The sequence below is a fragment of the Pseudomonas sp. ANT_H12B genome, assembly GCF_008369325.1.
Taxonomy (GTDB): Bacteria; Pseudomonadota; Gammaproteobacteria; order Pseudomonadales; family Pseudomonadaceae; genus Aquipseudomonas.
In genome coordinates, this window is the sequence record NZ_VOBI01000022.1 from 23,901 (window position 1) to 50,049 (window position 26,149).

Sequence of the window (26,149 nt, forward strand, 5' to 3'; positions counted from 1 at the left end):
TGTTACTGACACGCCGCCTTCGCGAGCAGGCTCGCTCCCACAGGATCCTTGCTTGATTCGGATTTTTTGTACCGTCCGATTATTGACCTATTTGTGTAAAAGGATTCGTCCCATGGCTGTGTTGCCAGAACTTGAAGCATTTCTAGAACTCGCCGAGTTCGGCCGGATGACCGGCAAAAGTCGCGCGATGCATGAACAGTCGCCGCAACAGGCGCGGATCGATTTCGAAGCGTCGTCGGGGTTTCTCGATGTGCCGCTGGACAGCGTTGTCTGCGAGGACTTCACCATCGCTGCGCGAGATGGCCACAGCCTGTCGGCCAGGGTGTATCGCGACGGGCAAGCGGTCGATGGGTTGCAGCCGGTGGTGCTGTATTTCCATGGCGGCGGGTATGTGGTCGGCAGTCTCGATTCTCATGACGCGTTGTGCCGGCGGTTGGCGGCGCAGGGTGGTTTTGCGTTGTTGACGGTGGATTATCGCCTGGCGCCGCAATGGCGTTTCCCGACGCCGGTGCAGGATGCCTGCGATGCCGGCAACTGGCTGGTGCACGAGGGGGCGGGGCGAGGTTTGGACGCGACTCGGGTGGCGGTGGCCGGTGACAGTGTTGGCGCGACCTTGGCGACGGTGTTGTCGATCATGGCGGTGCGCGAACCTCAGGAACTGGCGTTGAAACCCAAGGCGCAGTTGCTGGTGTACCCGGTGACGGATGCCACCACCAAACGCGCATCGCATCGGGATTTCGCCGAAGGTTACTTGCTGGAAACGCCGACGCTGGATTGGTTCTACGCGCATTACGGGCGCACACCGCAAGATCTGGCGGACTGGCGCTGCTCGCCGTTGCTGGCGGACGATTTGTCGGGTGTGGCGCCGGCGCTGGTGTACCTGGCTGGGCATGATCCGTTGCGTGACGAAGGGGTGGCGTATGCCGAGCGGCTGCGTGAGGCGGGTAATGAGGTGACGTTGCTGGAACAGCCTGGAATGACCCATGATTTTTTGCGCATGGGTGGGTTGTTGAGTGAAGTGGAAGGGATTCATGCGGAAGTGGCGGGGTGGGTGCGTTCGTGGCTTTGAATGATCGTTCCCACGCTCGCGTGGGAACGAAATGTGGGAGCGAGCCTGCTCGCGAAGAGGGAGTGTCAGTCGACATCGCCGTTCCCTGGCACACCGCTTTCGCGAGCAGGCTCGCTCCCACATGGATCGCGTTTAAACATGGCTTGAGCCGGCGTGTTTAAAAGACCTGTAGGTTACTTCCTGAAAGCTACAACACCTTGCGTCGTTGCCTACAGGTACGCCAGAATCCGCCGGCTTGTGCGCCTTGGGCCTGGGTTTTATTGTTTCCCGGTCGCTGAAAATCAGTGATCGGGTTTGGTAGCCTGGGTTTGTTTGTTAGGTGCAGCACCACCTTTTGCCGAGTGTTTCTCGTCTCGGCTTTATGGTGGTCATGCGCAGGGCGCCTTTGGGCGCGCCGGTTTCCTAACGCCCGGTCTACCAACCTGCGTATGGCCACCACCCATCGTTTGGTAGCGAAGGTGATGGCTCCTTATATCTGTTAGGAGTTTCATCTATGTTCAAAGTAACCCCCAATCCGCCAGACACCGATCCGACATCCCCCTACGAAAGCCCCGATTCAAAAAAACTCCACGAAGCCGCCGACCGCGCCCTCGATTACTACCTAGGCTCGGCTGCCGATATCCAAGCCACGCCGCGCAAGCTCTGCAGCATGTTCATCGTCAACCCGGAGCTCGACACTGAAACCCTGCTGGCCCATGCGTGCGAGTCGCTGGCCTCGGCCAATGTCATGACCATGGATCTGGCGGATCATGTTGAAGGGCCGAGTCGCAACACCCTGCTGGGTATTGCGCAAGTCATCATGCTGGGCGAGCTGGCGGTGAACCGGGCGCTGGATCAAATCGATTAACCTGAACAGTGACGCCTGATCGTTCCCACGCAGAGCGTGGGAACGATCATGGCGTAGCCAAAAAAAATGCCCGTATCTCGCGACACGGGCATTTTTCATTTCAGCTCAGCACTCAGAAATCATACTTCGCGGTGAGTTGCAGGTTGCGCGGCTCGCCGTAGAACGTGGTATCGAAGTTGCCCAGGCCCGTCAGGTACTTCTTGTCGAAGACGTTTTTGGCATTGACGGTGAAGCTCAGGTGTTCGTCAAATTGATAACGGGTCATTAGGTCCACGAGGGTGTAACCGCCTTGCTTGATGGAGGTGTAGTCGCCAGCAGGGGCGCTGTAGATCTGGCCGTAGAACGCACTCTGCCAGCTAACGCCACCGCCGACGGTAACTTGGTTAAGCGCACCCGGCAGACGGTAAGTGGTGAATGTACGCACCACGTGTTCCGGGCGGGTTGTGGACAGCGGGTACCCGTAGATGCGTTGCTCGTCCTGGTCGCGAGTACGGGCATAGGTGTAGCCGGCAGACAAATTCCAGCCCTCGGCCAGTTCGCCGGCCAGTTCCAGTTCAACACCCTTGGTGGTGGCGCCGTCGATTGTTTTGTAAATGCCTTCGTTGGTGACCGGGTTGGTGCCGATCGATTCGGCGACGTTGTCCTGCTCAATGCGGAAGAAGGCCAGGCTTGCGTTCAGTTTGCCTTCGAAGTAGGCCGCTTTCAGACCGGTTTCGTAGGCGCTGCCTTCAACCGGTGCCAGGGTCGAACCGTTGGCGTCCTTGTAGATTTGTGGTTGGTAGATATTGGTGTAGCTGGCGTAGACCGAGTACGTGTCGTTCAGGTCATAGACCACGCCGGCGTATGGTGTGACGACGCCGTGTTCCTTGTAGCTGGCGTGGGTGTCATCCAGGCCTGCGCCAGGGTTGTAGCTGTAATCTTCGTTGTACTTGAAGGTGCTCAGACGGCTGCCAAGAATGAACGACAGGTCGTCGGTCGGACGCAGACGCGTGGCCAGGTAAACACCGTTTTGGCTTTGGGTGCGTTCGTATTTGCCGTTTTTCGGGAACTCCTGTTTCGGCAGATTGCCTTCCCAGTCATAGATGCTGCCCGGGACCATTTCGGAGGCGCTAATGTCGTAAGTCGAGCCAGTCTGACGCGAGTGGGAGGCCATGAAACCGGCGACCAGTTCATGCTCGCGACCGCCCAGGGTGAACGGGCCGGTGACGTTCACGTCAGCGGTGTTCTGCACGCGATGACCTTCCCAGCGACCCCAGTAAAGGAACATGCCTTCACCAGTGTCGCGGTCCGGGTTGCCGCCGCTGGCCGAGGCCAGTTGGGTGTCGTGATCGGTGGTTTTCTGGTCCAGGCTGACTTTGAGTTTCCAGTCATTGGCCAGTGCTTGTTCCAGCGATGCGAAGTAAGTGGTGCTCTCGAAATCACGACGACTCCAGTCGGCACCCGGGTTGAAACTGCGAGGGAAGTCAGTACGGCCACCATCGGCGAAGTAGGTCGGGTTACCCGTCCAGGATGTACCACGCGGGGTGGCGCTGGATTTGTCGATGCCGAGGGTCAGCAGGGTGTCGTCCGTGAGGTCGGCTTCGAGGACGCCGTAAAACAGGTCTTTTTTCTGGCTGTAATGATCCAGGTAAGAGTTGGCGTCTTGATAAGTGCTCACGAAGCGACCACGCACGTTGCCGGTATCGGTCAGCGAGCCGGAAATGTCGCCTTCTGCGCGGTACTTATCCCATGAGCCGGCGGTGGCGCTGACCGAGGCCTGGAATTCCTTGGTCGGTTTCTTGCGGATCAGGTTGACCGTGGCGGAAGGGTCGCCAGAGCCTGTCATCAGGCCAGTAGCGCCTTTGATAACTTCGATATGGTCCAGGCTGGCAGCGTCGTCGCTGTTGTTCGGATTTTCACCATAAACACCGTCGTAAATGGTATTTACGCCATCGTACTGAAAATTGGTGATGGCCTGGCCACGGGCGGAAAACTCGGTACGGTCGCTGTCGTATTTCTGCGACGAAATGCCAGGGGTATTTCGCAACGCATCGCCAACGCTTTGTACGCCCCGATCGTCCATCTGCTGACGGGTCACCACGGTCACCGACTGCGGCGTTTCACGCAGGGTCAGCGGCAGCTTGGTCGCGGTGGTGGTGGCGCCGGTGGTGTAGGAACCGGTGTCTTCAGTGGTCAGGCCCAGGGCCTGGCCGGAAATGGTGGTCGCGCCCAGTTGCAGGCTCGAGCTGCCGCCGGACATCAGGGTGACGCTGTTGCCGTTGATCTGGAACGAAATGCCGGTGCCTTGCAGCAGGGCCTTCAGGACGTCGGACGGCTCCAGCGAACCGGACACGGCACGGGACTTGATCCCTGCAACCTGATCCGGGCTGTAGAGAATCTGCAGGTTGGTCTGCATGCCCAGTTCGGTCAACGCACTGGACAGCGGCTGGACCGCAATACTCACTTTTACAGGTGCAGCATTGGCCATCGAGCTCCCCAGCAAGGTGGCGGTCAGCAGTACGCTAGTGAACAGGGTGCGATGCAAAGTCGGGCGCTGTACGGCCAGCGCGAGAGGTGTGCGGCGTGTTTGAGGTCGCATTACTTACCTGAGCTCCTGAAAAAGTGTTGTGCAGAGTTTTTGTTAATAGGAATGATTATTAGACGCAGCACGAACGAAAAACCGGAAAGAAACCGGGAAAATAAATGTGTGAAGAGGCAACCTGCGCAAAAAACTGGAGGAGGGGGCTTGCCCAAATGCCTGTCAGGTAAGTGAAAAAACTGTGGGAGCGAGCTTGCTCGCGATAGCGGTGGATCAGTCGCCATCAATGGTGAAATTGATGGTCCTATCGCGAGCAAGCTCACTCTCACAGGTCCCCGCAGACCTGTGAGAACGGTGTTCAGGCCGGGGCCAATTCCGTGACAACCCGTCCGCTTTCCATGCGCACCAGTTGGTCCGCCACGTCGAAGTAACGGTCATCGTGGGAGATCACGATGATGGTTTTGCCCAGGCGTTTGAGGTCCGGCAGCAGCTCGGTATAGAAGATGCGGCGGAAGGTCGGGTCCTGGTCGGCCGCCCATTCATCGAACACCAGCACCGGGCGTTCTTCCAGCCAGGCATTGACCAGCGCCAGGCGTTTGCGCTGGCCGGTGGAGAGATCGGTAGTGGTGAAGTTGCCGTCCTTGACGCTGACCTTGTGCGCGATTTCCAGGCGTTGCAGGTACTTGTTGGCGTCTTCCGGGATGTGCGTGTCACCCTGGACCACATCATCGAACAGGTAATAGTCGGCGAAGATGGTGGTGAACAACTGGCGATAGTCATCGCGATTCTGCGCGTCGATCGCCTCGCCATTGACCTGGATTTCCCCCTGTTGCGGCGTGTACAAACCCAGCAGCAACTTGATCAGCGTGGTCTTGCCACAGCCGTTCTCACCGACGATGAACGTGATATCGCCTTGCTTGATCGTGAGATTCACCGGCCCCAACTGGAACGGAACGGCCCCTGCGGCGGCAGGGAAACTGAAACGCACATCGACCAGTTTCAGTTCGTGCACGGCTTGTTTGACGTTGCCCTGATCGCTCAACAGCAGATGAGGTTCGGGAGTGGAAAACTGCTCGGACAACTCGGCGATTCGGCGGAAAGCAATCTGCGCGCGGCTGACGATCGGCAGGGTGCTGATCAAATGTTCCAGCGGGCCTTTCATATAAAGCAGCACCAGCACAAAGCCGCTCATCACGGATTTGTCGGCGCTCGGCCAGTAAGTTTGCAGCGCCAACGCCAGGCCGATCACCACGAAGAACAGCATCGAGCCGAAGGTCTTGGCGATGACGAAGGTGTTGATCGAACGCACCTGGGTGTTACAGATGAACTCGGCCGTGGCCTTGATGCCCGAGACGAACATGCGCTGGCGACGTGGACGATGAATGCGCAATTCCTTGGCACCTTCGGCAATCGCGTTGTAGTGCTTTTGCAGTTCATCTTCGGCGTCACGGGCAGCCATGAAACCTTGTACGCCCTTGCTCTGGGCGTAGGCCTGAATCGCCGTGCCGATCAGGATCGCGGCGACCATGATCAGGAACATCGGCCACGACAGAATCGCCAGGTAACCCATGCAGCCCAGCGTCACGGTGACGGAAATCGCCAGAGGTGCGAAGGCGAAAGCGAAATCGCTGATGGTGTCGACGTCGTGGGTCAGCACCGGGATCAGGCGGTGGCTGCGATAGCGCTCGATTTGTTCGATCGGTGCCGACAGGACTTTTTCACCCAACTGTTTACGCAGCTTGGCGATGATGTGCTGGCCGACATAGTTGGTGCCGATGTCGGAGCAGATCGAACTGGCCAATGCCAATAGGCACAGCCCGGCGAACAGCGCGACGACGCCTTGGGTCAGGCCGGTTTCCGAATGCAGCGCGTTGTTGATGGTCGCCAGCAATACCGTGACGCTCAGGCCGCCGACCATGCCCAGGAAAATCGACGCGGCCACGATGAGCCGAAAGGGTTTCAACAGGGCGAACAATTCGCCGATGGCGCCACGGGTTGGCTGGGTCATGGAAGACAGTTCCTTGGGTCGTGAAGGCAGATACCCAGTAGAACGTCTGGTGGGAGGCTTAATTTAGATGGGCGCCGACTGGCGGTGATCACGACTCAAACACATAACTCTGTGGGAGCGAGCTTGCTCCCACAGGGTGAGGGTTATGGCTTAGAGGTCACGCACGATGCGGAACCCCATCCAGTCGCCGCGCTCTTGCGGGTACTGGCTGTTGCGGTTGCCGGAGCGGGAGAACACTGGGGCTTCACCCCAGTCGTTGCCGCGAATGCGCACGGCTTCGCAATTGGGCTCGACCCAGGCGCTGCCATCGGTAGGGGCGCCTTTGTAGTCGGGGTGTTCGCAGTCTTCGACCCACTCGTAGACATTGCCGTGCATGTCGTACATGCCAAAGGCGTTCGGCGGGTAGCTGCCCACCGGCGAGCTGAAGCTGTAACCGTCCGCCGGGCCGTACGTGTTGGCGTGCTTGGCGATGCTGTATTCCTTGCCCTCATCGAACGGGAAGGGGAAGGGACCCTTGGTGCCGCCACGCGCGGCGTATTCGCGCTGGGCCTCGCTGACCATGTGGTACTTCTGCCCGGTCTTTTTCGACAGCCAGGCCACGTAGTTTTTGACGTCATCGAAGTTCATGCACACCGCCGGCTGGCGCGGGCTTTGTGGATAACGCGGTTTACTGGCAACGCACTCGCGACCCGGCCGGGTATCGCCGTTGGCGATGGTCACGCCACTCTCGCGCACGTAGCTGTCCCACTCACCGGCGGTGACCTGGAAACGGCTCATGGCGAACGGCTTGGCGAAGGTCACTTCGTGCATCGGACTTTCATCAGGTTCGCGACCGACTTCGTCATCGGGGGTGCCCATGGTGAAGGTGCCGGCGGGCAGCACCACCATTTCCGGGCAGTCGCGGCAGTCCTTGAATACTTTGCCCGGTTGCGCGGGTGCGGCAGCCTGGGCGGCAGTCGGCAAAAGTCCGACCATGAGTGCGGTCAGGGCCAGGGCCTTGAGCGGCAAGGTCAGTTGATCTCGGTTCATGAGTCATCTCGATATAAAAAAAACGGGTGTCAGGCCGGGTCCAATGTGGGAGCGAGCCTGCTCGCGATTGGGCCATCACATTCAACATTGATGGTGACTGATCCACCGCTATCGCGAGCAGGCTCGCTCCCATAGGGTTCTGAGTCATGGCGTCAGGTGGTTTTGTTCAGCAGGGCGATGAAACGGTCGATATCGTTTTCAGTGTTGAGCAGGCCGGGGGCGATGCGGATCACCGGGCCGACGTCGCGGTCCACCGAGTCGCAGACCACACGGTTCGCCATCAACTGGGCGGCGACTTTTTCGCAGTCCCGGTCCTTGATCCGGAAGAAGGTGAAACCGGCCGACAGGTCTGGGCTCTTTGGCGTGACCAGCTCGACCTGCGGATGCTCCAGCAAACGATTTTTCGCATAGGTATTGAGCGCGTGGATGCGCGCCTGAACCTCGGACTTGCCCAGTTCCAAGTGCAACTTGAACGCTTCGTCCAAGGCCCAGCGATGTTCAAAGCTGTGATAGCCGCCGGGGGTCATGACGGTGGAGAAAGTCGTGGCTTCGGAGAAGGTCGGAATGGTCGGCGTCACGTCCTTGAGCTCTGTCGAACGTGCACAGATGATCCCGGTGCCGCGAGGGCCGAACATCCACTTGTGGGTGCCGGCAATAAAGAAGTCGCAGTGCATGTCGGGGAAGTCGAGGTTCTCGACGCCGAAGCCGTGCACACCGTCGACCACATAAAGGATGCGGTCCTTTTCCTCGCGATTGCGATTCTGCTCGTCCACCAGTTTGCCGATTTCGCCGATCGGCAGTTTCACGCCGCTGCCGGATTGCACCCAGGTCATGCCGAGTACGCGAGTGTTGGGGCGAATACCTTTGGCTATCGAGCCGAGCACTTCATCCGCCGAAATGTCGCGACTGTTCTCGAACAGCTTGAGCTTGCGAACCTTGACCCCGTCCTTTTGCTGGCGGTACGCCAAGGCGTAGTTGGTGGCGTAGTGTTCGTGTTCGCTGGTGAGGATTTCCTGATCGGGGCGCACATGGATGCCGCCGTAGATCAGCGACAAGCCTTCGGTGGTGCTGCCGGTGAGGGCGATCTGCCGAGGGTTGGCCTTGAGATAACGACCGGCCCAGACGCGCACTTCCTGCTCGCGTTTTTCGGTTTCCCCCAGATCCCAGTCCATGGCCAGACCGGGGTTGCGGTCGAGGTTTGCTCGGTGTTTTTCGATCGCCTCACGCACCGGTCTGGGGTGCGAGGTCACCAGGAAATTGGCGAAGTGCAGGTAATCCGGGTCCTGATTGAACAGCTGGCGCAGCTGCGCCCATTTGTCCTTCGCCGGCGCTGGTGGCGTAGTGGCCAGCGCCGGCAGGCTCACGGCAGCGCTCAGGGGCAGGCCGGCTGCGAGAATGCCGGCCTGCTTGAGGAATGAACGACGGTTGGTCATAAGTTTGGTTCGCCTGAGTTGTGATCAGTTTTTCGCTACGGGTTTGGAAGACTTCTGCACCTGGTCCCAGACCCGCAGGAAATTACCGCCCCAAAGCTTGGCGATATCGGCCTCGCCGTAACCGCGGCTGATCAGCTCGGCCGTCACGTTGCGCGCCTCGCTGACATCCTTCCAGCCATCGAGGCCGCCACCATCGTTGAAGTCGGAACTGATGCCGACGTGGTCGATGCCGATTTTCTTCACGGCATAATCAATGGCGTCGCCGTAGTCCTTGAGGTTTGCCTTGGGCTCCTCGTCGACAATCGCGTAAAGCTGGCTGGCGTAGTCGCCGAAACGTTGCTCGGACCAGACGGTGATGACCGGGTCGCCCGGCATCAGCGCCATCTCCAGGCCTTGCAGCGGTTGCAGGTCGAAACGCGTGCGCAGGGCGTTGAGTTTGTCCTGAGTAGCTTGGCTCAGAGGGCGAATGTAGGTCGGGAAACCGACGATCTGCACCACGCCGCCGCTGTTCTTGATCAGCTGCATTTCCTGATCGCTGAGGTTGCGCGGGATGTCCACCAAACCGCGTGGCGCGGAGTGGGACGCGACCATCGGCGCGCGACTCAACCGGGCGACTTGCTCCAGGGCCTTGGTCGACATTTGCGATACATCGATGATCACGCCGAGGTCGTTGAGGCGGTGCACGGCCTGCTTGCCAATCTCCGAGAGGCCGCCGAGGGCGTCGCGGGAATCGTTGAAAAACGGCAACGGCCGGGAGGAGTCCGCCCAGGCGTTGTTGCCCACGTAGCTGAAGCCGAACATGCGCATACCGCGGGCTGCCCACTTGTCCAGGGCGTTCAGGTCGTTGCCCAGCGGATAGGCGTTGAGCATGCTCAGGAAGATCGCAAATTTGCCTTCGCCGTGCAGGCGTCGGAAATCGTCGGGGGTGTAGGCGATGGCGACTTGATTGGGGAAGTCGCGCACCATCGTGCTGATGATTTTGTAGCGGGTTTCCTGCTCGAACCGTGCCTCGTCGACGAAACCGGCGGTTGGGCGGTGCGGGGCGTTGGCGCCGTTCCAGATTTCTGGCCAGCCGAAAATCGTCAGGGCTGCCCCGGACAAGCGTCCGCGCCCGGTCTTGACCAGGTCGAACTGCCCGGTGCCGTCCTTGTCCGCTTCATTGCCGGCAGTGCCGAAGTCCAGCGGGACGGTGACGTGGCTGTCGAAGGAGAGGATTCGCTCGTGCAGCTCATCGGCCTGTTTCATCACCTTGACCGGGTAACCGGGATTGTCCTTGAACCAGTAATCCCATGCCGCATAACCTGCACCGGCGCTGATCGCCAGAGCCAGTGGCAGGCCGAGGTAAAGAGCTTTTTTCGAACGTGGTTTTGTCATGTTCTTCTCAGTCAGGTTCGTTGCCCCGGTGTGGGGGGCTTTGCTACTGGGATGGACGAGTGATCCCGTTGGAAATTTAGGGTGGGGCTGATGGCCTCATCGCGAGCAGGCTCGCTCCCACAGGGATTTTGCGAACACCCCAGATCCACTGTGGGAGCTAGCCTGCTGGCGATGCTTTTAAATTTGTCGGCGCAACAAACGTTCTAGCTTGGATAAAGCCTGCTTAATGGCTGACACAGGTAGGGCAATGACGATTTCTCGACGATGGTTCATGGCAGGCCTGGCGCTGACCGGCGCCGCTGTGCCTGCGGCTTTTTATGGGTATCGCGAATGGACGAAACCGGATCCGACGATCACCCCCGGCGAGGCTTCGTTCGATGTCGCGGATGTCACCGGCCAGCATTTGGCGAACACCTTGCGAGGGGTCTGGCAGATTCGTTTCGAAGGTCGTGATGCCGGCATCGAAGGCCTGCCACGGGACGGGCTGGAAGTGTTTCTCGACATCGGTCACAAAGGTCGCGGCCTGAACGGTTTACTCGACACCGCCGAGCGATTGCGTTCGACCGAAGCGCCTCGTTACCGCGTGCTCGGTGACCTGACTGGCGCCAACCCGGCGCAATTGAGCTGGCGACTGCTCAGCGCCAGCGGCTCAGCGGATTACGAATTCAGCCTGTTGCTGGACGAAGTCTGGGCCGGTTTCGGTAATGCCGGCAGCGGCAGCCTCAGTGGTCGCGTGTTGAATCTGGATCGTCCCTTGATGTTGACGGCCCAGGACAATCGCTTCATTGCCGTCAAACGCGTGTTCCCCGAAGCCCGCGAGCGCAGCGGTCTCAACCCGACGCTGCTGGCCTGGCTGGTGTCCGCGGAGCATCGGCTGTTTCACCAGCTCTGGCATGCCTCCCGAGACAAGTGGCACACGCTGTCCGAAGACAAGCGCGGCGCCCTGCGTGGCATCGGCTGGCAGCCTGGCCCTCGGGACAAGGAGCGCGATGCCCGTGGCGCGCGCAAGGATCGCAATGGCTCGGGCGTGGACTTTTTCTTCATGCACCGACAGATGCTCGGGAAGGCACGCTCCCTGCAGGACCTGCCGTCCTGGCCGCATTTCCCGTTGCCGCAGCCGGAACTGGCGCGCGATCGCATCGGCTTCGCCCATTATTTCGACAACCACGACGGCACCGCACTGCCGCCGACCTGGCTGGCCGACGACGATGCCGAGTACTCGCAATGGGTCAGCGACATCAAGACCGCCGAAACCTACCACAGCAATTTCCAGGTCTGGGAATCGCGCTACCGCGATCCGCGCTATCTATCGAAATTGACCCTGGGCCAGTTCGGTTCAGAGGTTGAGTTGGGTCTGCACGACTGGCTGCACATGCGTTGGGCCTCGGTGCCGCGTGATCCGTCCAACGGTCAGCCCGTGCCGTTTGCCCGGGATCCGGCGGATTTTTCCGCGCGCTGGTATGCGCCGGAAAATGACTTCCTCGGTGACCCGTTTTCGTCTCATGTAAACCCGGTGTTCTGGCATTTCCATGGCTGGATCGACGATCGTCTGGAAGACTGGTTCCGTGCGCACGAGCGCTTTCATCCGGGGGAGGTCAGTCGGCTGGAAGTGAATGGCGTGCCTTGGTTTGCGCCCGGCCGTTGGGTCGAGATCGACGACCCGTGGCTCGGCCCGAGTACCCATGGCTGCAGCACCACGCCGGGGTTACAGACCGGCAAGTCGGTAGAGATGGACCCGGAAACCATGAAGCTGGCGTTGCGGATTACCTTTGGTGATGACGAGAAGAAACTGGCGGATCTGTTCCGCAAAGTGCCGCAGCGTCCTTGGTATGCGCGGCATTTGAAGGCCAAACCAATCTCTACCTGATCGTTCCCACGCGGAGCGTGGGAACGATCATTTCCTAGAGTGTCTGCCACCCGCCGCCGAGCGCCTTGTACAGCGCAATACTCGCCTGCAACCGCGACAACCGCAGCTGCACATTCAAATCCTGCGCCGCATACAACGTGCGTTGTGTCTCCAGCACCGTCAGCAAATCCTCGGCTCCCTCTTGATAGCGGCTTTGCGCAATGTTGAACGCGGTCTGCGCCTGGTTCAGTTCTTCACCTTGCCATTGGCGCTGTTCGTCCAGCCCGCGAATGCTGTTGAGGGCTTTTTCCACGTCGGCGAAACCATTGATGATCGCCCCGCGATACGTCTCCAGCAATTCTTGCTGGCGCGCTGTGGCCTTGTCGCGCTCGGCGCTCAGGCGTCCATTGTTGAAGACCGGTGCGAGCAGTCCGGCGGTGAGGTTGTAGAAGGGGCTGCGCAGGATGTCGGCGGCGCGGTCGGCGCCGGAACCGATATCGGCGCTCAGGGTCACGGCGGGCAGCATCGCGGCGCGGGCGACGGTGACGTCGGCCTGTGCAGCGGCCAGTTGCGCTTCGGCGCGAGCGATGTCCGGGCGACGGCTGAGCAGTTCGCTGGGCACGCCGGCCGCGATGGTCGGCCATGACAGTTGATCAAAGCGTTCCTGACCCAAAAACAATTCCTGTACCGGACGACCAAGCAGGGCGGCGAGGCTGATCAGCGCTTCCTGTGCCTGTTGCTGCACCAATGGCAATTGCCGCTGTTGCGCAGCGACCAGACTTTTCTGCTGGGCCAGTTCAAGGGCTGTCGCCGAGCCTGAGTCGAAACGGGTCTGCACCAGTCTCAAGACGTTCTGCGCGTTGACAAGGTTCAGCTCGGCAATGCGACGTTGCTCTTGCAGCGACAGGCTCTGCGCGTAGCTGTTGGCAACGCCGCTCAGCAGCGTCAGCTCCACGGTCGCCTGATCGAACTCGCTGGCCCGCAAGCCGAATTGCGCGCTGTCGCGGGAAGCGCGTTGGCCGCCCCAGAAATCGATTTCGTAGCTGGCGCTGAGATTGGCGTCGAAGTAGTCCACAGCCTTGTTGCTGCTGTCGGCATCGAGTTGGCTGTAGCCGTTGCCGCGCAGCAGTTTCTGGCGGTTGGCATTCAACGCCGCCTTCACCTCCGGCAGCAGCGTGCCGCCGGCAATCACCGTGTCAGCCTGCGCCTGGCGCACCCGGGCGATGGCAGCGGCTAAATCGTAACTGCCGACCCGGGCCTGTTCGATCAGGCGATCAAGCTCCGGGCTGCCGAACTGCGTCCACCATTGCAGGTTGCTTCGGGCGGCACTTTGCGTGTGCGGCGATTGCCAGGAAGAGGGCGGCTGGATGCCGCTGTCCGGACGCTGGGCGGGACTGCCACAGGCGCCGAGCAGCAGGCAGAGGGTCAGCAGACTGAGTGGCGGCTTCATGGAGAGATCATTCACTGGTAAGGGCCGTGACCGGGTCGAGTCGGGCAGCTTTGCGGGCCGGCATGAAGCCGAAGACAACACCGGTGACCAGGGCGCAGCCGAAGGCGCCGAGCACCGCTATCAAGGAGAACGCGACGGCGACTTCGCTAAGGATCAGCACGCCACCGACGATCAGCGCCAGGGCAATCCCGGCAATCCCGCCGACTACCGAGAGCATCACCGCTTCGGTCAAAAACTGCCGCAGGATGTCCCGTTGGCGGGCGCCGGTGGCCATGCGAATACCGATCTCGCGCGTTCGCTCGCGCACGGTCATGAGCATGATGTTCATGACGCCGATGCCGCCGACCAGCAAAGAAATCGCGGCAATCGAGCCGAGCATCAGCGACAGGGTGTTTTGCGTTTTTGCTTCGGCCTGGATCATCGCCGCGTTGTTGGTCAGTTCGAAATCCTTTTTGCCGTTGTGCAGGCGCAGCATCAATTGCTCGATGGCAATTTCGGCCTCTTTGACCTTGCGCGCATCGGCGGCAGCGATGGCCACGTATTCGGGATTGTGGGTGCCGAACAGCCGCACACTCGCAGCGGAGTAGGGGATGGCGATGCGGTCGTCGCTGTCGGAGTCGCCTGAACTGGCGCCTTTTTCCGCGAGCACCCCGACCACCTGGAATGGCACGTTTTCAATCAGGATGTATTGGCCGATCGGGTTGGCGACGTCCTTGAGCAACTTGGTCCGCACCTTATGACCGATCACCGCCACCGCCGCGGCGTTTTGTTCATCGGCCTGGGTGAAATAACTGCCTTGCACCACCGGCCAGTTGAAGATCGCCGGAAAATTGGTGTCGTTGCCGCCGACGTAGCTCAAGTGGTCGAGGTTGCCGAAACGCACCCCGGCTTCCTGACCATTGACCGGCATGATCCGCTTCACTTGCGGCAGGCTTGCCACCGCCGCGACGTCATCCAGGGTGACGATGCCCCGCGGCGTTCGCGGGTTCGGTGACGAGCCGCCAAGGTAAATGATGTTGGAGCCGAACGCGCCCATTTGCGCCATCACCTGGCGTTTGCTGCCTTCACCGACGGCCAGCATGACCACCACCGACGCGACGCCGATGACGATTCCGAGCAATGTCAGTGCGGTGCGAAAACGGTTGATCCACATCACCCGCCAGGCGGCTTGCACCGCATCCACCAATTCGCCTTTCCAGGCGCCGGTGGCTTCGGCGCCCTCGGTCAGGCGCTTGCGCAAATCCACCGCTTGCAGCGCGCCGGGGTTGGCCGATGTCTGTGCTTCAGGGTTGTCCACGGCGCTGTCGCTGATGATCAGCCCGTCGCGAATTTCGATGATGCGTTTGGCCCGGGCCGCCACTTCTCGGTCGTGGGTGATGAGGATCACCACGTGGCCCTGGCTCGCCAGTTCGTCGAGCAGGATCATGACCTCGGCGCCGCTGTGGCTGTCGAGGGCGCCGGTGGGTTCGTCGGCGAGGATGATGTGGCCGCCGTTCATCAAGGCGCGGGCGATGGACACCCGTTGTTGCTGGCCACCGGAGAGCTGGTGCGGGCGGTTGCCAGTGCGCGAGGCCAAACCGAGGCGGTCGAGCAGGGCGGCGGCACGGGCGTGGCGTTCGGCAGCCGGGGTGCCTGCGTAGATGGCCGGCATCTCGACGTTTTCCTGGGCCGAGCCGGACGGGATCAGGTGATAACCCTGGAACACGAAACCAAAGGCTTCGCGGCGCAGCCAGGCCAGTTCGTCGCTGTCGAGTGCGGCGACGTTTTCCCCGGCGAAGCGGTATTCGCCCGACGTCGGGCGGTCGAGGCAGCCGAGGATGTTCATCAGCGTTGATTTGCCGGAACCGGAAGCGCCGACAATCGCGACGAATTCCCCGGCGTGAATCGACAGGTCGATGCCGCGCAGCACGTGAACTTCAGGGGCGTCGCCACCGCCGTAGGCTTTGCGGATGTCTTGCAGGTCAATCAGGGGCGTCTGCATTCAGCCGCCACTCCCGTCAGCCGGGCCGATCAGCAGGTGATCGCCTTCCTGCAAGCCATCGAGGATCTGCACCCGCAGACGATCGCTGATGCCGGTGCGAACGGTGCGTTGCTGGATGTCGCCATTTTTGGCGACGACCTGGGCGGTCTGGTTTTCTGTTTGAGTGCCCGCTTGCAGGGCCGCAATAGGGGCCGTCAGGACGTTTTTCGCTTGCTCGGCAACGAAGAATACCTGCGTGGTCATTTCCGCCATCAACGCGTTGTCGGCGTTGTCGACGTCGAGCAACACGGTGTACAGCACCACGCGAGCGCTGCCGCTTTTGCTCGAACTGGCCGGGCTACCGCTGCCCTGGCTGGTCTGGTCCAAAGGCTTGGGTGGTACCGGCAGAATTTGCCGCACGGTGCTGTTCCAGCGACGGTTGCCGCCACTGAGGGTGGTGAACCAGGCCGTCATGCCGGGTTTGACGTGACCGATGTCGGCTTCCGAGACTTCGGCCCAGACGGTCATCGGCGACAACCTGGCGATGCGCAGAATCAGGGGCGTCTGCTCTTGGGCGTTGAGGGTCTGTCCTTTGCGGGCATCCAGCGCAACCACGGTGCCGGACATTGGCGCGTAAATCCGGGTGTAACCCAATTCCGCCTGATCACTGCGCAGGCTGGCCTGGGCCTGGCGGATCTGGGCCTGGAACATATCGATGCGGGCCTGGGTGGCGCGCAGTTCGGCCTCGGCGGTCTGCACGTCTTCTTCGCGAGTGGCGCCACCGGCCTTGAGGTTCTGCTGGCGCTGGAATTTCTGTCGGGCGCGGTCGTGCTGCGCCCGTTGCTCCAGGAGCTGGGCCTTGAGGTTTTCGATGGAGAAACGCCCGGCATCGAGTTTGGCCTGTTGCAGGGAGGGATCGATTTCCACCAGCAACTGGCCTTCCTTGACGATGTCACCGACTTCCACGTGGATCTTCTGGATCTGCCCGGACGCCTGGGCACCCACGTCGACATAGCGTCGAGGTTGCAGAGTGCCCAGCGCGGTGACGCTGCTTTCGATGTCGGCGCGAGTCACCTGAACGGTGGCGAACTGGTCTCGGCCTGGCGGGATGATCTGCCAGGCGGCAACGGCGATAACGGGGATCAGACAAAGTGCTACAAGCAGGGCGCGTCGGGTCTGTCGGGGACGTTTCATGCAGGGTTCCGGCCAATGGATATCGGCCCGTCGCTCAACCTGTGCACAAAATCTTGCGACAGCTGAACGCTGCCGGGGGGCCGACAGAGACGGGGAGCTGTCCTGTAAACGAGGAAAGCGCCGGGGAATTTAGGCGCGGACACAATCTAACTGTGGGAGCGAGCCCAAGACTATTTGTGGGGCAAGATGAAGCAGTACTTTAAATCTATATGAGAATTACTATAAATTACGCGCCTCAAGTTGCCACTATCGTGCCACTGCCCATTTTGGCGGTCCTCGATACGGCTCAAGGACAGAAACCGCACCCGTGCGGCCGGGAGTCATGTTGGAAAACTACTATCGCGAGCTGGTGTGTTTTTTGAACGCCAAGCTGGGCAACCGTCAGGTGGCCGAAGATGTGGTGCATGACGCTTATCTGCGAGTACTGGAGCGTTCCAGCGACACGCCGATCGAGCAGCCCCGCGCGTTCCTTTATCGCACCGCGCTTAATCTGGTGATCGACGGCCATCGGCGCAATGCCCTGCGTCAGGTCGAATCGCTGGAAGTGCTCGACAACGAAGAGCGCTACTTCACTCCATCCCCCCATCACAGCCTCGATCACGGTCAACGCCTGGAGATGCTCCAGCGTGCATTGGCGGAATTGCCACGACTGTGCCGCGAGAGTTTTCTGCTGCGCAAGATCGATGGTATGTCGCACCCGGAAATCGCCGAACACCTGGGTATTTCCCGGGCGCTGGTGGAAAAGCACATCGTCAATGCGATGAAGCATTGCCGGGTGCGGATACGGCAATGGGACGGCCATTGATCCTGCGCGGTTAAATTTTTTTTCATTGTCCTCGTTCCTATTCAACAGACGATCTGCTGTCCTGCTCAGGGCCGGTCAGGTCACTTAGGTTTATTCTCCGCTGGTCGGGGGTTCATCCAGAGGACACTGGAAATGACACAGGCAATTGCATCGCCCATCGTTCACGACCTGATCGGCGTCGGTTTCGGCCCTTCGAACCTGGCGCTGGCCATCGCTCTGCAAGAGCGCGGGCCGAGCCAGGGCGAGCTGGATGTTCTGTTTCTCGACAAGCAGGCCGACTACCGCTGGCACGGCAACACCCTGGTGACCCAGAGCGAGTTGCAAATCTCCTTCCTCAAGGACCTGGTGACCCTGCGCAATCCGACCAGCCCTTATTCGTTCGTCAATTACCTCAAGCATCACGGCCGTCTGGTGGACTTCATCAACCTCGGCACCTTCTATCCGTGCCGCATGGAGTACAACGATTACCTGCGCTGGGTCGCCGGACAATTTGAAGCCCAGAGCCGTTATGGCGAAGAAGTGCTGACCATCGAGCCGGTGTTGCACAACCAGCAGGTCGAAGCGTTGCGGGTGATCTCGCGCGATTCCCAGGGGCAGCAACACGTTCGCACCTCCCGTTCGGTGGTGGTCAGTGCCGGCGGTACGCCGCGTATTCCTGAAGCGTTCAAGGCGCTCAAGGGTGACAGCCGGGTGTTCCACCACTCCCAGTACCTGGCGCAAATGGCCAAGCAGCCGTGCGTGAACAACCAGCCGATGAGCATCGCGATCATCGGCGGCGGCCAGAGTGCGGCGGAAGCCTTTATCGACCTGAACGACAGCTTCCCGTCGGTGCAGGTGGACATGATCCTGCGTGGCTCAGCCCTGAAACCGGCAGATGACAGCCCGTTCGTCAACGAAGTGTTCTCGCCGGAGTTCACCGACCTGGTGTTCCAGCAGGCAAGCAGCGAGCGTGAGCGTCTGGTCAACGAGTACCACAACACCAACTATTCGGTGGTGGACATCGACCTGATCGAACGCATCTACGGCATCTTCTACCGTCAGAAAGTGTCGGGCATTGCGCGCCATGCATTCCGCACCCTGACCACCATCGAAAAAGCCACCGCCACCGAGCGCGGCATCGAACTGGCCGTGCGCAACAATGCCACCGGTGAAGTCACGGTTCGTCATTACGATGCCGTGGTGCTGGCCACCGGTTACGAGCGTCAGATGCACCGCAAACTGCTGGCGCCGCTGGAACAGTATCTGGGCGATTTCGAGGTTGATCGTAATTACAAGCTGATCACTGATGAACGCTGCAAGGCCAGCATCTATATGCAGGGCTTCTGCCAGGCGAGCCACGGTTTGAGCGATACGTTGCTGTCGATCCTGCCGATTCGGGCGGATGAGATTGCCGGGTCGTTGTATGAGCATGGCAAGGCACGTGGGCATGGCCGGTCGGTGATGGATTTGTTGTTGGCCACCGCCAGCTGACCCCTGACCCTGATCGTTCCCACGCTCCGCCTGGGAATGCAGCCCGGGACGCGCCGCGTCCCCCCAGCAACCCGCTGGACCTGGATAACATTCTGTTCATGGGCACCAACGTGGTGTCCGGCACGGCGATGGCGGTGATCCTCACCACCGGTAACAACACCTATTTCGGCGCACTGGCGCAGCGGGTCGGAGCCACAGACCGCGCACCGACCTCGTTCCAGACCGGGGTCAACAAAGTCAGCTGGCTGCTGATCCGCTTCATGTTCGTCATGGCGCCGCTGGTGCTGTTCATCAACGGTTTCACCAAGGGCGACTGGTCAGCACGTTCGCGCTGATGGGGTACGTGTTCGACGCCAACACCCCGGACCACCAGACCCTGTTCAATCTGGCCGGTTCGTGGTCGGGCTGCTGACCCAGACCCTGATCGTGCACATGATTCGCACGCCGAAGATTCCGTTCCTGCTCTGACGAGCCGCCTTGCTCCAGCATTCCCCGTGCCGCGGGATAAGGCGTCCGGTTTTTAGGAAAAGTCCTACAGAAAGCTCAGCGAGTCTTCCGTAGCCTTGCGCCCTCACGAATCCGACACCCTGCTGGGGGCCCACGTTGTCGAACAAAGCCTTACGTATCCTGATCGCCGACGAGCAGCATTTTCACCGAATGAAGGTCGAGCGACTGTTCAATCAAATCGGCTACTACCGGATCGCGCCGGTGCACAGCCTTGAAGAGCTGTTGACCCTGGTCGACTACGGTTGCGAGCCATTCGATCTGGTGGTTATCAACGCATCGCTGGGCGCAGGGGCATTGGACCTGCTCGATTTCTTCCTCGATAACCGGCAGGTTCATCGCGCATTGATCTACAACGGTCAGCAGGCACAGTTGCCGCCGATCCCTGCCTGTGTGCAGCAGAAGATTCAAGTGAGCCTTGGGTTATTGCCTGATCTGGCGTGCATCCAGCGGTTGATGGTGATCGTTGATCCTGGGCTACCGCTCGTCGGCACTGTCATTTCTGTCAGGTAGTTCCATTCGGGTTCCCATGCAACAGTCTATGCGCAGCCGTTGTGTCTAACCCGGGTCTGATTCAGGGGTGTTCATTACCCAGTCGTCATGTCTTTGAACAGGAAGTTTCCATGAAGTCAGTGCTGTCAGTGCTGGTTGTGGACGATCATCCGGTGGTTCGCGCCGCCATCAAAATCGTCCTCAAGCAAGAAGGGTTCAACCGGATTTACGAGGCCAGCAGCGGTAATGAGGTCTTGCCGATGATCCGCGAACATAAACCGGATCTGGTGGTGCTGGATCTGGTCATGCCTTCGCTCGACGGGCTGAGTGTGCTGGGACGTATCCAGGCCAGTGACGTACGGTGCCGGGTTCTGGTCTTCACATCCCAGGAACCCATGTTTTATCAGGATCGCTGCAGACGCGCCGGTGCCGAGGCGTATGTTTCCAAGACCAACGATTTGCAGCATTTGCACAAAGCCGTGCATGCAGTCATGGCGGGTTACACCTATTTCGCCAAACTGTCCTCCAACTCAGTGTCGCTGAACCCGTTGCAACGCAGCGAGAAAGAGATGATCGACGGTCTCTCCGACCGTGAGCTGGAAATTTTTCGGCATCTGGCCCGGGGTGCTAAAAATAAGGTGATCGCTGAGGCCATGCACCTGAGCCACAAGACTGTGAGCACCTACAAGACCCGATTGATAGACAAACTCAACGTGGAATCGTTGGTGCACCTGAGTGATTTCGCCAAGCGTAATCATCTGATCTGAATGAAAACCTTTCGACGACAGAGTTGCCTGGCGAGTCTGCTGTTGCTTGGCCTTTGTTTATGGGAAACGAGCGTCTTCGCGCAACCCCAAACGCTGACGTTGCTGGGGCGCTCAAACGTGGAAGGTTACAACGCCGGGCTGTCAGAAACCGATTCGCGTTGGCTACGGAAAAAGGGTCGATTGGTGCTCGCCGTCTCGGCTCCGGATTATCCACCCTTCGACATCACTACCACGGGTGATGCGTTCGAGGGGCTGACGGCAGACTATGCCGGTCTGCTCCAGCAACTGCTGAACGTGGAGATTGAAGTCCGGCGTTACAAGTCGCGAGACGACGCGGTGCAGGCAATCAAACAAGGGGCGGCAGACCTGCTGGGAACGGCCAATCGTTATGAGGCTGACGATCCGCAGTTATGGATGTCCAGTGCCTATGCCGTCGATCAACCGGTGCTGGTGACACGCACCGATTCGTCTCAGGTGCTGGCCCCGGAACTGGCCGGCAAGCGGCTGGCGACGCTGTACCACTATTTGCCTGAGCATGCCGTGCAGCGGTTCTATCCCGAGGCGCAGGTTCAGCTGTTTCCGTCGGCGCTGCAGGCCGTCGGCGCAGTCGCTTTTCGTCAGGCGGATGTCTATTTGGGCGATGCGATCAGCGCCCATTATCTGATCAGTAAAAACTACCTGAACAACGTACAGCTGGCCGATTTTTCACGCATGGAGTCCGGTGGTTTTGCGTTTGCAATGACCCACGACAACCAACGGTTGCAACAGATCGTCAACAGGGCGCTGGCGGCTGTACCGACTGACGAGCAAATAAATATCTTGCGTCGATGGGGCTCCAGCGGGAGTTCTATCTCAGGTACGCAACCGCTGCACTTCAGCGTGGCCGAACAGCGTTGGCTCGACCGGCATCCACGTGTGAGGGTGGCGATCAACGAAAACATCATGCCGATTTCTTTCATCGACAGCGAAGGCAAATTTCGCGGTATCAGTGCTGATGTTCTGAGGAAGATCAGCCTGCGTACAGGGTTGAAATTTGACATGCAGCCGACCGGGTCGGTGGCCGAAATGCTGGAGCGCATCAAGACCGGCCAGGTCGACGTGTTGGCTGGCATCAGCCCCAGTGTCGAGCGTGAAACCGATTTGCGCTTCACTCGTCCGTTTTTGACCAGCCCGTTTGTGCTGGTGACCCGCATCGCGCCGGACAGCCCCACGACGCTGGACGAGATGGCCGGCAAAAGTCTGGCCGTTACCCAAGGCAACAGTACCGGTGAATTCATTCGTCAGCATTTTCCGCAGGTCAGGCTGGTCAATGCGTCGCTGACGGCAGAGGCCATGGAAATGGTTGCCCAAGGCAAGACACAAGGCGCAATCAACTCACTGATCGGTGCCCGCTACATGATTTCCCGGCACTACCGGGATCGGCTGCAAGTGACCAGCACCGTCGGCACTGATCCGGCCCGAAGTACGCTGGCGACCAGTCGAGAATCACCTGAGCTGTATTCGATTCTGGACAAGGCACTGCTCAGCATCGCTCCCGAAGAAATCGATGAGCTGACCCACTATTGGCGTAATGATCTGGTGGTGGAGCAAAGTTACTGGCTGCGTCATCGGCAGGAAATTCTTCAGGCATTCGCCGCGGCGGGTGCGTTGCTCTTACTTGCCCTGGGCTGGATCGCCTATCAACGTCGACAGATCCGGCTGCGTCAGCATTTGCTCGGCCAATTGCAGGACGCCAAAGACGCCGCCGACGGTGCCAACCGCGCCAAAACCACGTTTCTGGCGACCATGAGCCATGAGATCCGCACGCCGATGAATGCCCTGATAGGCATGCTTGAACTGGCGCAGAAGCGGGCGGATGAAGGGGGCTCCGATCGCACCGCTATCGAGGTAGCGTCCGATGCGGCGCAACAATTACTGGCGTTGATCGGCGACATTCTGGACATCGCGCGCATTGAGTCCGGGCATTTGTCGCTGACACCTGAACGGGCCAACTTGCGAACGCTGGTGGAGGCAGTGTGCCGGGTTTTCGAAGGTCTGGCACGGCAGAAGAATCTGCAGTGGCGGATCGACCTGGATAAACACAGCGACTGTGATGTGATGGTCGACCCCACGCGCTTCAAGCAGATGCTGTCGAATCTGCTGAGCAATGCGATCAAGTTTACCCATGAAGGTGAAGTGAGCCTGACGTTACGGGTACAGCCTGGTCCGGGGAATCTGGCGGTGAGCGTGCAGGTTGAGGACAGCGGCATCGGTATCTGCGCAGATGATCAACAGCGACTGTTCAATCCGTTCGTGCAGGCTGGCAACAGCCAGCAGTCAGGCCGCCATGGTTCCGGGCTGGGGCTGGTGATCAGCCGCACGCTATGCGAAATGATGGGGGGGCGGTTGCACCTCGACAGCGTCCTCGGGCGGGGTACGCGGGTCGTGATGCATCTTGAACTGATCGCGTTGCAACCGCTGCCCGCCAGCGAACTGCCGGGGAGCGAAATACAGATGCCGACCCGACCGCTGACGATTCTGGTGGTCGATGATTATCCGGCGAATCGATTGTTGCTCTCACGGCAGTTGAGCTATCTGGGGCATCGTGTTCTGGAGGCTGAGGATGGCGAGCGCGGTCTTGCGCAGTGGCGCGAACATGAGTTCGACCTGATCATCACCGACTGCAATATGCCGGTGGTCAGTGGTTATGAATTGGCGGGTTCGATACGCGATGCAGAGCGTTTCCATGGCGCCCCGCCGACGCTGATCCTGGGGTTCACCGCCAATGCGCAACCCGAGGAGAAGATCCGTTGCCTGGAGGCGGGCATGGACGACTGTCTGTTCAAACCGATCCGGCTGGCAGATCTGCGCGTGTGGTTGTCGTCCAAATTTGTCAGTGGACCCGTAACGGCGATCGAAGAGCTACCAACCTCTGAGATCGATCTGAGCGGTCTGCAGCGATACGTCGGTGCCGACCATGAGCTGATCCAACAATTGTTGCGCGATCTGGCCATGACTAACCGCGATGATCGTGAGCATTTGCTAAAGGCGCACTCCAATGGCAATCACAATGACTTGCAGGAACTGGCGCACCGCATCAAGGGCGGGGCGCTAATGGTCCGGGCGGCCGATTTGATCGACTGTTGCGAGCAACTGGAACGAGCCTGCGGCGAGGGCCGCCAGGCACTGATCGACGAGGCTGTCGATCAGTTGCAGCAAGCCATGACACGCCTGGACCAGAACCTCAGGCAAGGCTGAAGCTTAATCCCACTGCGGGGCGATACCTTTGGGGCTGGTCAATCGTTGGCCACGATCAAGACTGGCGATCAACGCCATGTCGGCATCGCTCAACGTCATGGCACAGGCTTTCAGGTTGCTGGCCAGATTGGCGCGTTTGGTGGACGAGGGGATCACTGCGTAACCCAGTTGCATGGCCCAGGCCAGGGTGACGTGTGCCGGAGTTGCCTGAAGGCGATCGGCGATCTGCTGGATCACCGGGTCTTTGAGCACTTCGCCGTACGCCAAGGTCATGTAGGAGGTGATCTGAATGCCCTGGCTCTGCGCGAACTCGACGACTTTGCGGTTTTGCAGGTACGGGTGCAGTTCGATCTGGTTGGTGGCGATGTTCCCGGCACCGACGGCGGCGATGGCTTGTTTCATCAGGTCGATGGTGAAGTTGGACACACCGATCTGCTGGGTCAGGCCCAGTTGTTTGGCTTCGAGCAGGGCGCCCATGAACTCTTCGACCGACACCTGATCTTCCGGAGACGGCCAGTGGATCAGGGTCAGGTCCAGGTAGTCGGTCTGCAGTTTTTGCAGGCTCTCTTTGAGACTGTCGATCAGGCGATCCCTGGCGAAGTTGGCGACCCAGATCTTGCTGGTGATGAACAGCTCGTCACGGGCAACGCCGCTGGCGGCGATGGCCTCGCCGACCTCGGCTTCGTTCTCGTAGATTTGCGCGGTATCGATGACCCGGTAGCCCAACTCCAGGCCGGTGCTCACCGAATCGATGACCATCTGACCTTGCAAGCGAAACGTACCAAGACCGAATGCGGGAATAGACATCAATGACTCCAGGGTTGCAGTAGGAATGACTGGAGTATCCGCGCCTGCACCCTTGAGAAAAACAGTGCAATGGTCAAAGCAATGTTTACTGAAAGTCATGAATCCCGTCACCACGGTATTGATGGTGTCAGGTCTTACGCCCGGGTAGGAACCGGAGACATCCTTTACGTTTTAAACCGGAGACATCGTTTACAGGTATGAAATACGGTCAGGAGGTGCCTGACCATGCCCTGAAAGATAAACAACCCGCCAGACCATTCGATCGGGATGAAGTCCATCAGCGAGCCAATGGGCGGCGAGGGCAGTTCACCGTTGCCGATGGCTGTTTAGACTGCCACCGTGGCGCATTGACGCCTCGGCCTGGGCGAGTCCATCCAATTACAAAAGGAGCGCGTAGCGGTTAGGCAATATCGCTGTGGCTGAATTCCTCTCCCAGAAAGTCGATCAACGCCCGCACCGACGGTAGCAATCCCCGGCGCGAAGGGAAGATCGCATGCACGATCCCGCATTTCGGCGCCCATCCCGGCACCAGTTCGACCAAGCGGCCGGCAGCAATGTCATCGCGCACCACCACGCTGGGCAGGTGAGCGATGCCAATCCCGGCCACCACCGCGTGACGTAGCGCCAACAGGTCATCGGTGACCATTCGTGGCGCATGCCGGATCACCGCGCTGGCGCCATCGCCCCCAAACAATTCCCACTGATATTCACGCTGCGCCGCGCCCCAGTGCAGGCTTGGCAACCCGCTGAGGTCAGCCGGGGAGGCCGGTGAAGACAGGCGCGGCACAAAGGCCGGACTGCCCACCAGGCATTGGGTGCTGTTGCCCAGCACCTTCATCACCATGTCGGTATTTTCCAGCGGCGGAAAGCGCACCCGCAGGGCGATGTCGAACCCCTCGTGGATCAGGTCGACCCGGCGATTGGTGCTCTCGATGAACAACTCCACCAACGGGTACTTGAGCATGTAGCGCGTCAGCATCGGCCCAACCCAGGAGTTCAGCAGCGCGGTCGGGCAACTGAGGCGCACCAGGCCTTGGGGTTCGGAGCGGTTGCGTTCGATCAGTTCGGCGGCACTTTCCGCTTCCACCCGCATGGCCAGGCAACGTTGGTAATACGCCTGGCCGATTTCGGTCAGCGAACAATGCCGACTGGTGCGGTGGAGTAAACGCACACCGAGGCGTTCTTCGAGCTCGGCAATACGCCGGCTGAGCTTCGACTTGGGTATGTCCAGCGCCCGCCCGGCGGGGGCGAAACCGCCGTGTTCCACCACCTGGGTGAAGTAATAAAGGGTATTGAGGTCTTCCACCATCGTTCTCCAGATAGAACGCTAAGGCTGGTT

Annotated in this window: 18 protein-coding genes and 2 pseudogenes; 9 read left to right on the plus strand and 11 right to left on the minus strand. The window is 60.0% G+C overall.

Features of this window, described 5'->3' with window-relative positions; translation table 11 throughout:
- The first annotated feature begins 112 nt into the window (after nt 1–112).
- Nucleotides 113–1,069: an alpha/beta hydrolase gene (locus tag FQ185_RS25880; protein WP_149419926.1), complete on the plus strand. Its 957-nt coding sequence runs from the start codon at nt 113–115 to the stop codon at nt 1,067–1,069.
- Between the two features lie 493 nt (nt 1,070–1,562).
- The gene (locus FQ185_RS25885) at nt 1,563–1,916 is read left to right on the plus strand and encodes a DUF6124 family protein (protein WP_149419927.1); all 354 of its coding nucleotides are present in this window, start codon (nt 1,563–1,565) and stop codon (nt 1,914–1,916) included.
- Nucleotides 1,917–2,028: 112 nt separating this feature from the next.
- On the opposite strand, the gene FQ185_RS25890 is transcribed toward FQ185_RS25885, so the two are convergent.
- The 5 genes from FQ185_RS25890 to pvdM form a co-directional block, all read right to left on the minus strand.
- Nucleotides 2,029–4,494 carry a TonB-dependent siderophore receptor gene (locus FQ185_RS25890; RefSeq protein WP_149419928.1) on the minus strand — a complete coding sequence of 822 codons (2,466 nt, stop codon included), beginning with the start codon at nt 4,492–4,494 and terminating at the stop codon, nt 2,029–2,031.
- A 298-nt stretch (nt 4,495–4,792) separates the two neighbouring features.
- Nucleotides 4,793–6,442: a cyclic peptide export ABC transporter gene (locus FQ185_RS25895; RefSeq protein ID WP_149419929.1), complete on the minus strand. Its 1,650-nt coding sequence runs from the start codon at nt 6,440–6,442 to the stop codon at nt 4,793–4,795.
- Nucleotides 6,443–6,592: 150 nt separating this feature from the next.
- On the minus strand, nt 6,593–7,471 hold the full coding sequence (locus tag FQ185_RS25900) for a formylglycine-generating enzyme family protein (protein ID WP_149419930.1): 879 nt from the start codon (nt 7,469–7,471) through the stop codon (nt 6,593–6,595).
- A gap of 152 nt (nt 7,472–7,623) precedes the next feature.
- Complete coding sequence (locus FQ185_RS25905) at nt 7,624–8,904, minus strand: aminotransferase class V-fold PLP-dependent enzyme (protein WP_149419931.1); 1,281 nt, start codon at nt 8,902–8,904, stop codon at nt 7,624–7,626.
- Nucleotides 8,905–8,928: 24 nt separating this feature from the next.
- Entirely contained in the window at nt 8,929–10,278 is a 1,350-nt protein-coding gene (gene pvdM, locus FQ185_RS25910; RefSeq protein ID WP_149419932.1) for a pyoverdine-tailoring dipeptidase-like protein PvdM, read from the minus strand.
- Between the two features lie 247 nt (nt 10,279–10,525).
- On the opposite strand from pvdM, the gene FQ185_RS25915 reads away from it, so the two are divergent.
- Nucleotides 10,526–12,145 (plus strand): PvdJ/PvdD/PvdP-like protein, encoded by a 1,620-nt coding sequence (locus FQ185_RS25915; protein WP_149419933.1) that lies wholly within the window; start codon nt 10,526–10,528, stop codon nt 12,143–12,145.
- Nucleotides 12,146–12,179: 34 nt separating this feature from the next.
- Here FQ185_RS25915 and FQ185_RS25920 read toward each other — a convergent pair whose 3' ends face one another.
- Genes FQ185_RS25920 through FQ185_RS25930 form a run of 3 tightly spaced genes read right to left on the minus strand, consistent with a single transcriptional unit; the run spans nt 12,180 to nt 16,728 of the window.
- A complete protein-coding gene (locus tag FQ185_RS25920; protein WP_149419934.1) occupies nt 12,180–13,574 on the minus strand; it encodes an efflux transporter outer membrane subunit in 1,395 nt (464 codons plus the stop codon).
- 7 nt (nt 13,575–13,581) lie between these two features.
- Nucleotides 13,582–15,555, minus strand: coding sequence for a MacB family efflux pump subunit (locus FQ185_RS25925; protein WP_149419935.1), 1,974 nt, complete (start codon nt 15,553–15,555; stop codon nt 13,582–13,584).
- The gene (locus FQ185_RS25930) at nt 15,556–16,728 is read right to left on the minus strand and encodes an efflux RND transporter periplasmic adaptor subunit (protein ID WP_149419936.1); all 1,173 of its coding nucleotides are present in this window, start codon (nt 16,726–16,728) and stop codon (nt 15,556–15,558) included.
- A 322-nt stretch (nt 16,729–17,050) separates the two neighbouring features.
- Here FQ185_RS25930 and FQ185_RS25935 point away from each other — a divergent pair, with 322 nt between their 5' ends.
- The 6 genes and pseudogenes from FQ185_RS25935 to FQ185_RS25960 all read left to right on the plus strand — a co-directional run bounded on the left by FQ185_RS25935 (nt 17,051) and on the right by FQ185_RS25960 (nt 24,003).
- Complete coding sequence (locus FQ185_RS25935; protein ID WP_149419937.1) at nt 17,051–17,533, plus strand: sigma-70 family RNA polymerase sigma factor; 483 nt, start codon at nt 17,051–17,053, stop codon at nt 17,531–17,533.
- A gap of 132 nt (nt 17,534–17,665) precedes the next feature.
- Nucleotides 17,666–19,003 (plus strand): lysine N(6)-hydroxylase/L-ornithine N(5)-oxygenase family protein, encoded by a 1,338-nt coding sequence (locus tag FQ185_RS25940; protein ID WP_149419938.1) that lies wholly within the window; start codon nt 17,666–17,668, stop codon nt 19,001–19,003.
- Between the two features lie 65 nt (nt 19,004–19,068).
- Nucleotides 19,069–19,323, plus strand: a pseudogene (locus FQ185_RS25945) (hypothetical protein); the annotation flags it as partial.
- A 283-nt stretch (nt 19,324–19,606) separates the two neighbouring features.
- A complete protein-coding gene (locus tag FQ185_RS25950) occupies nt 19,607–20,020 on the plus strand; it encodes a response regulator (protein ID WP_149419939.1) in 414 nt (137 codons plus the stop codon).
- A gap of 119 nt (nt 20,021–20,139) precedes the next feature.
- Nucleotides 20,140–20,766 carry a response regulator transcription factor gene (locus tag FQ185_RS25955; RefSeq protein WP_149419999.1) on the plus strand — a complete coding sequence of 209 codons (627 nt, stop codon included), beginning with the start codon at nt 20,140–20,142 and terminating at the stop codon, nt 20,764–20,766.
- Nucleotides 20,767–24,003 carry a transporter substrate-binding domain-containing protein gene (locus FQ185_RS25960; RefSeq protein ID WP_149419940.1) on the plus strand — a complete coding sequence of 1,079 codons (3,237 nt, stop codon included), beginning with the start codon at nt 20,767–20,769 and terminating at the stop codon, nt 24,001–24,003.
- Nucleotides 24,004–24,006: 3 nt separating this feature from the next.
- On the opposite strand, the gene dkgB is transcribed toward FQ185_RS25960, so the two are convergent.
- The 3 genes and pseudogenes from dkgB to FQ185_RS25975 form a co-directional block, all read right to left on the minus strand.
- Entirely contained in the window at nt 24,007–24,810 is an 804-nt protein-coding gene (gene dkgB / locus FQ185_RS25965; protein ID WP_149419941.1) for a 2,5-didehydrogluconate reductase DkgB, read from the minus strand.
- A gap of 227 nt (nt 24,811–25,037) precedes the next feature.
- A pseudogene (locus FQ185_RS30740) lies at nt 25,038–25,130 on the minus strand (PaaI family thioesterase); the annotation flags it as partial.
- An 80-nt stretch (nt 25,131–25,210) separates the two neighbouring features.
- A complete protein-coding gene (locus FQ185_RS25975; protein ID WP_149419942.1) occupies nt 25,211–26,119 on the minus strand; it encodes a LysR substrate-binding domain-containing protein in 909 nt (302 codons plus the stop codon).
- Nucleotides 26,120–26,149: the final 30 nt, after the last annotated feature.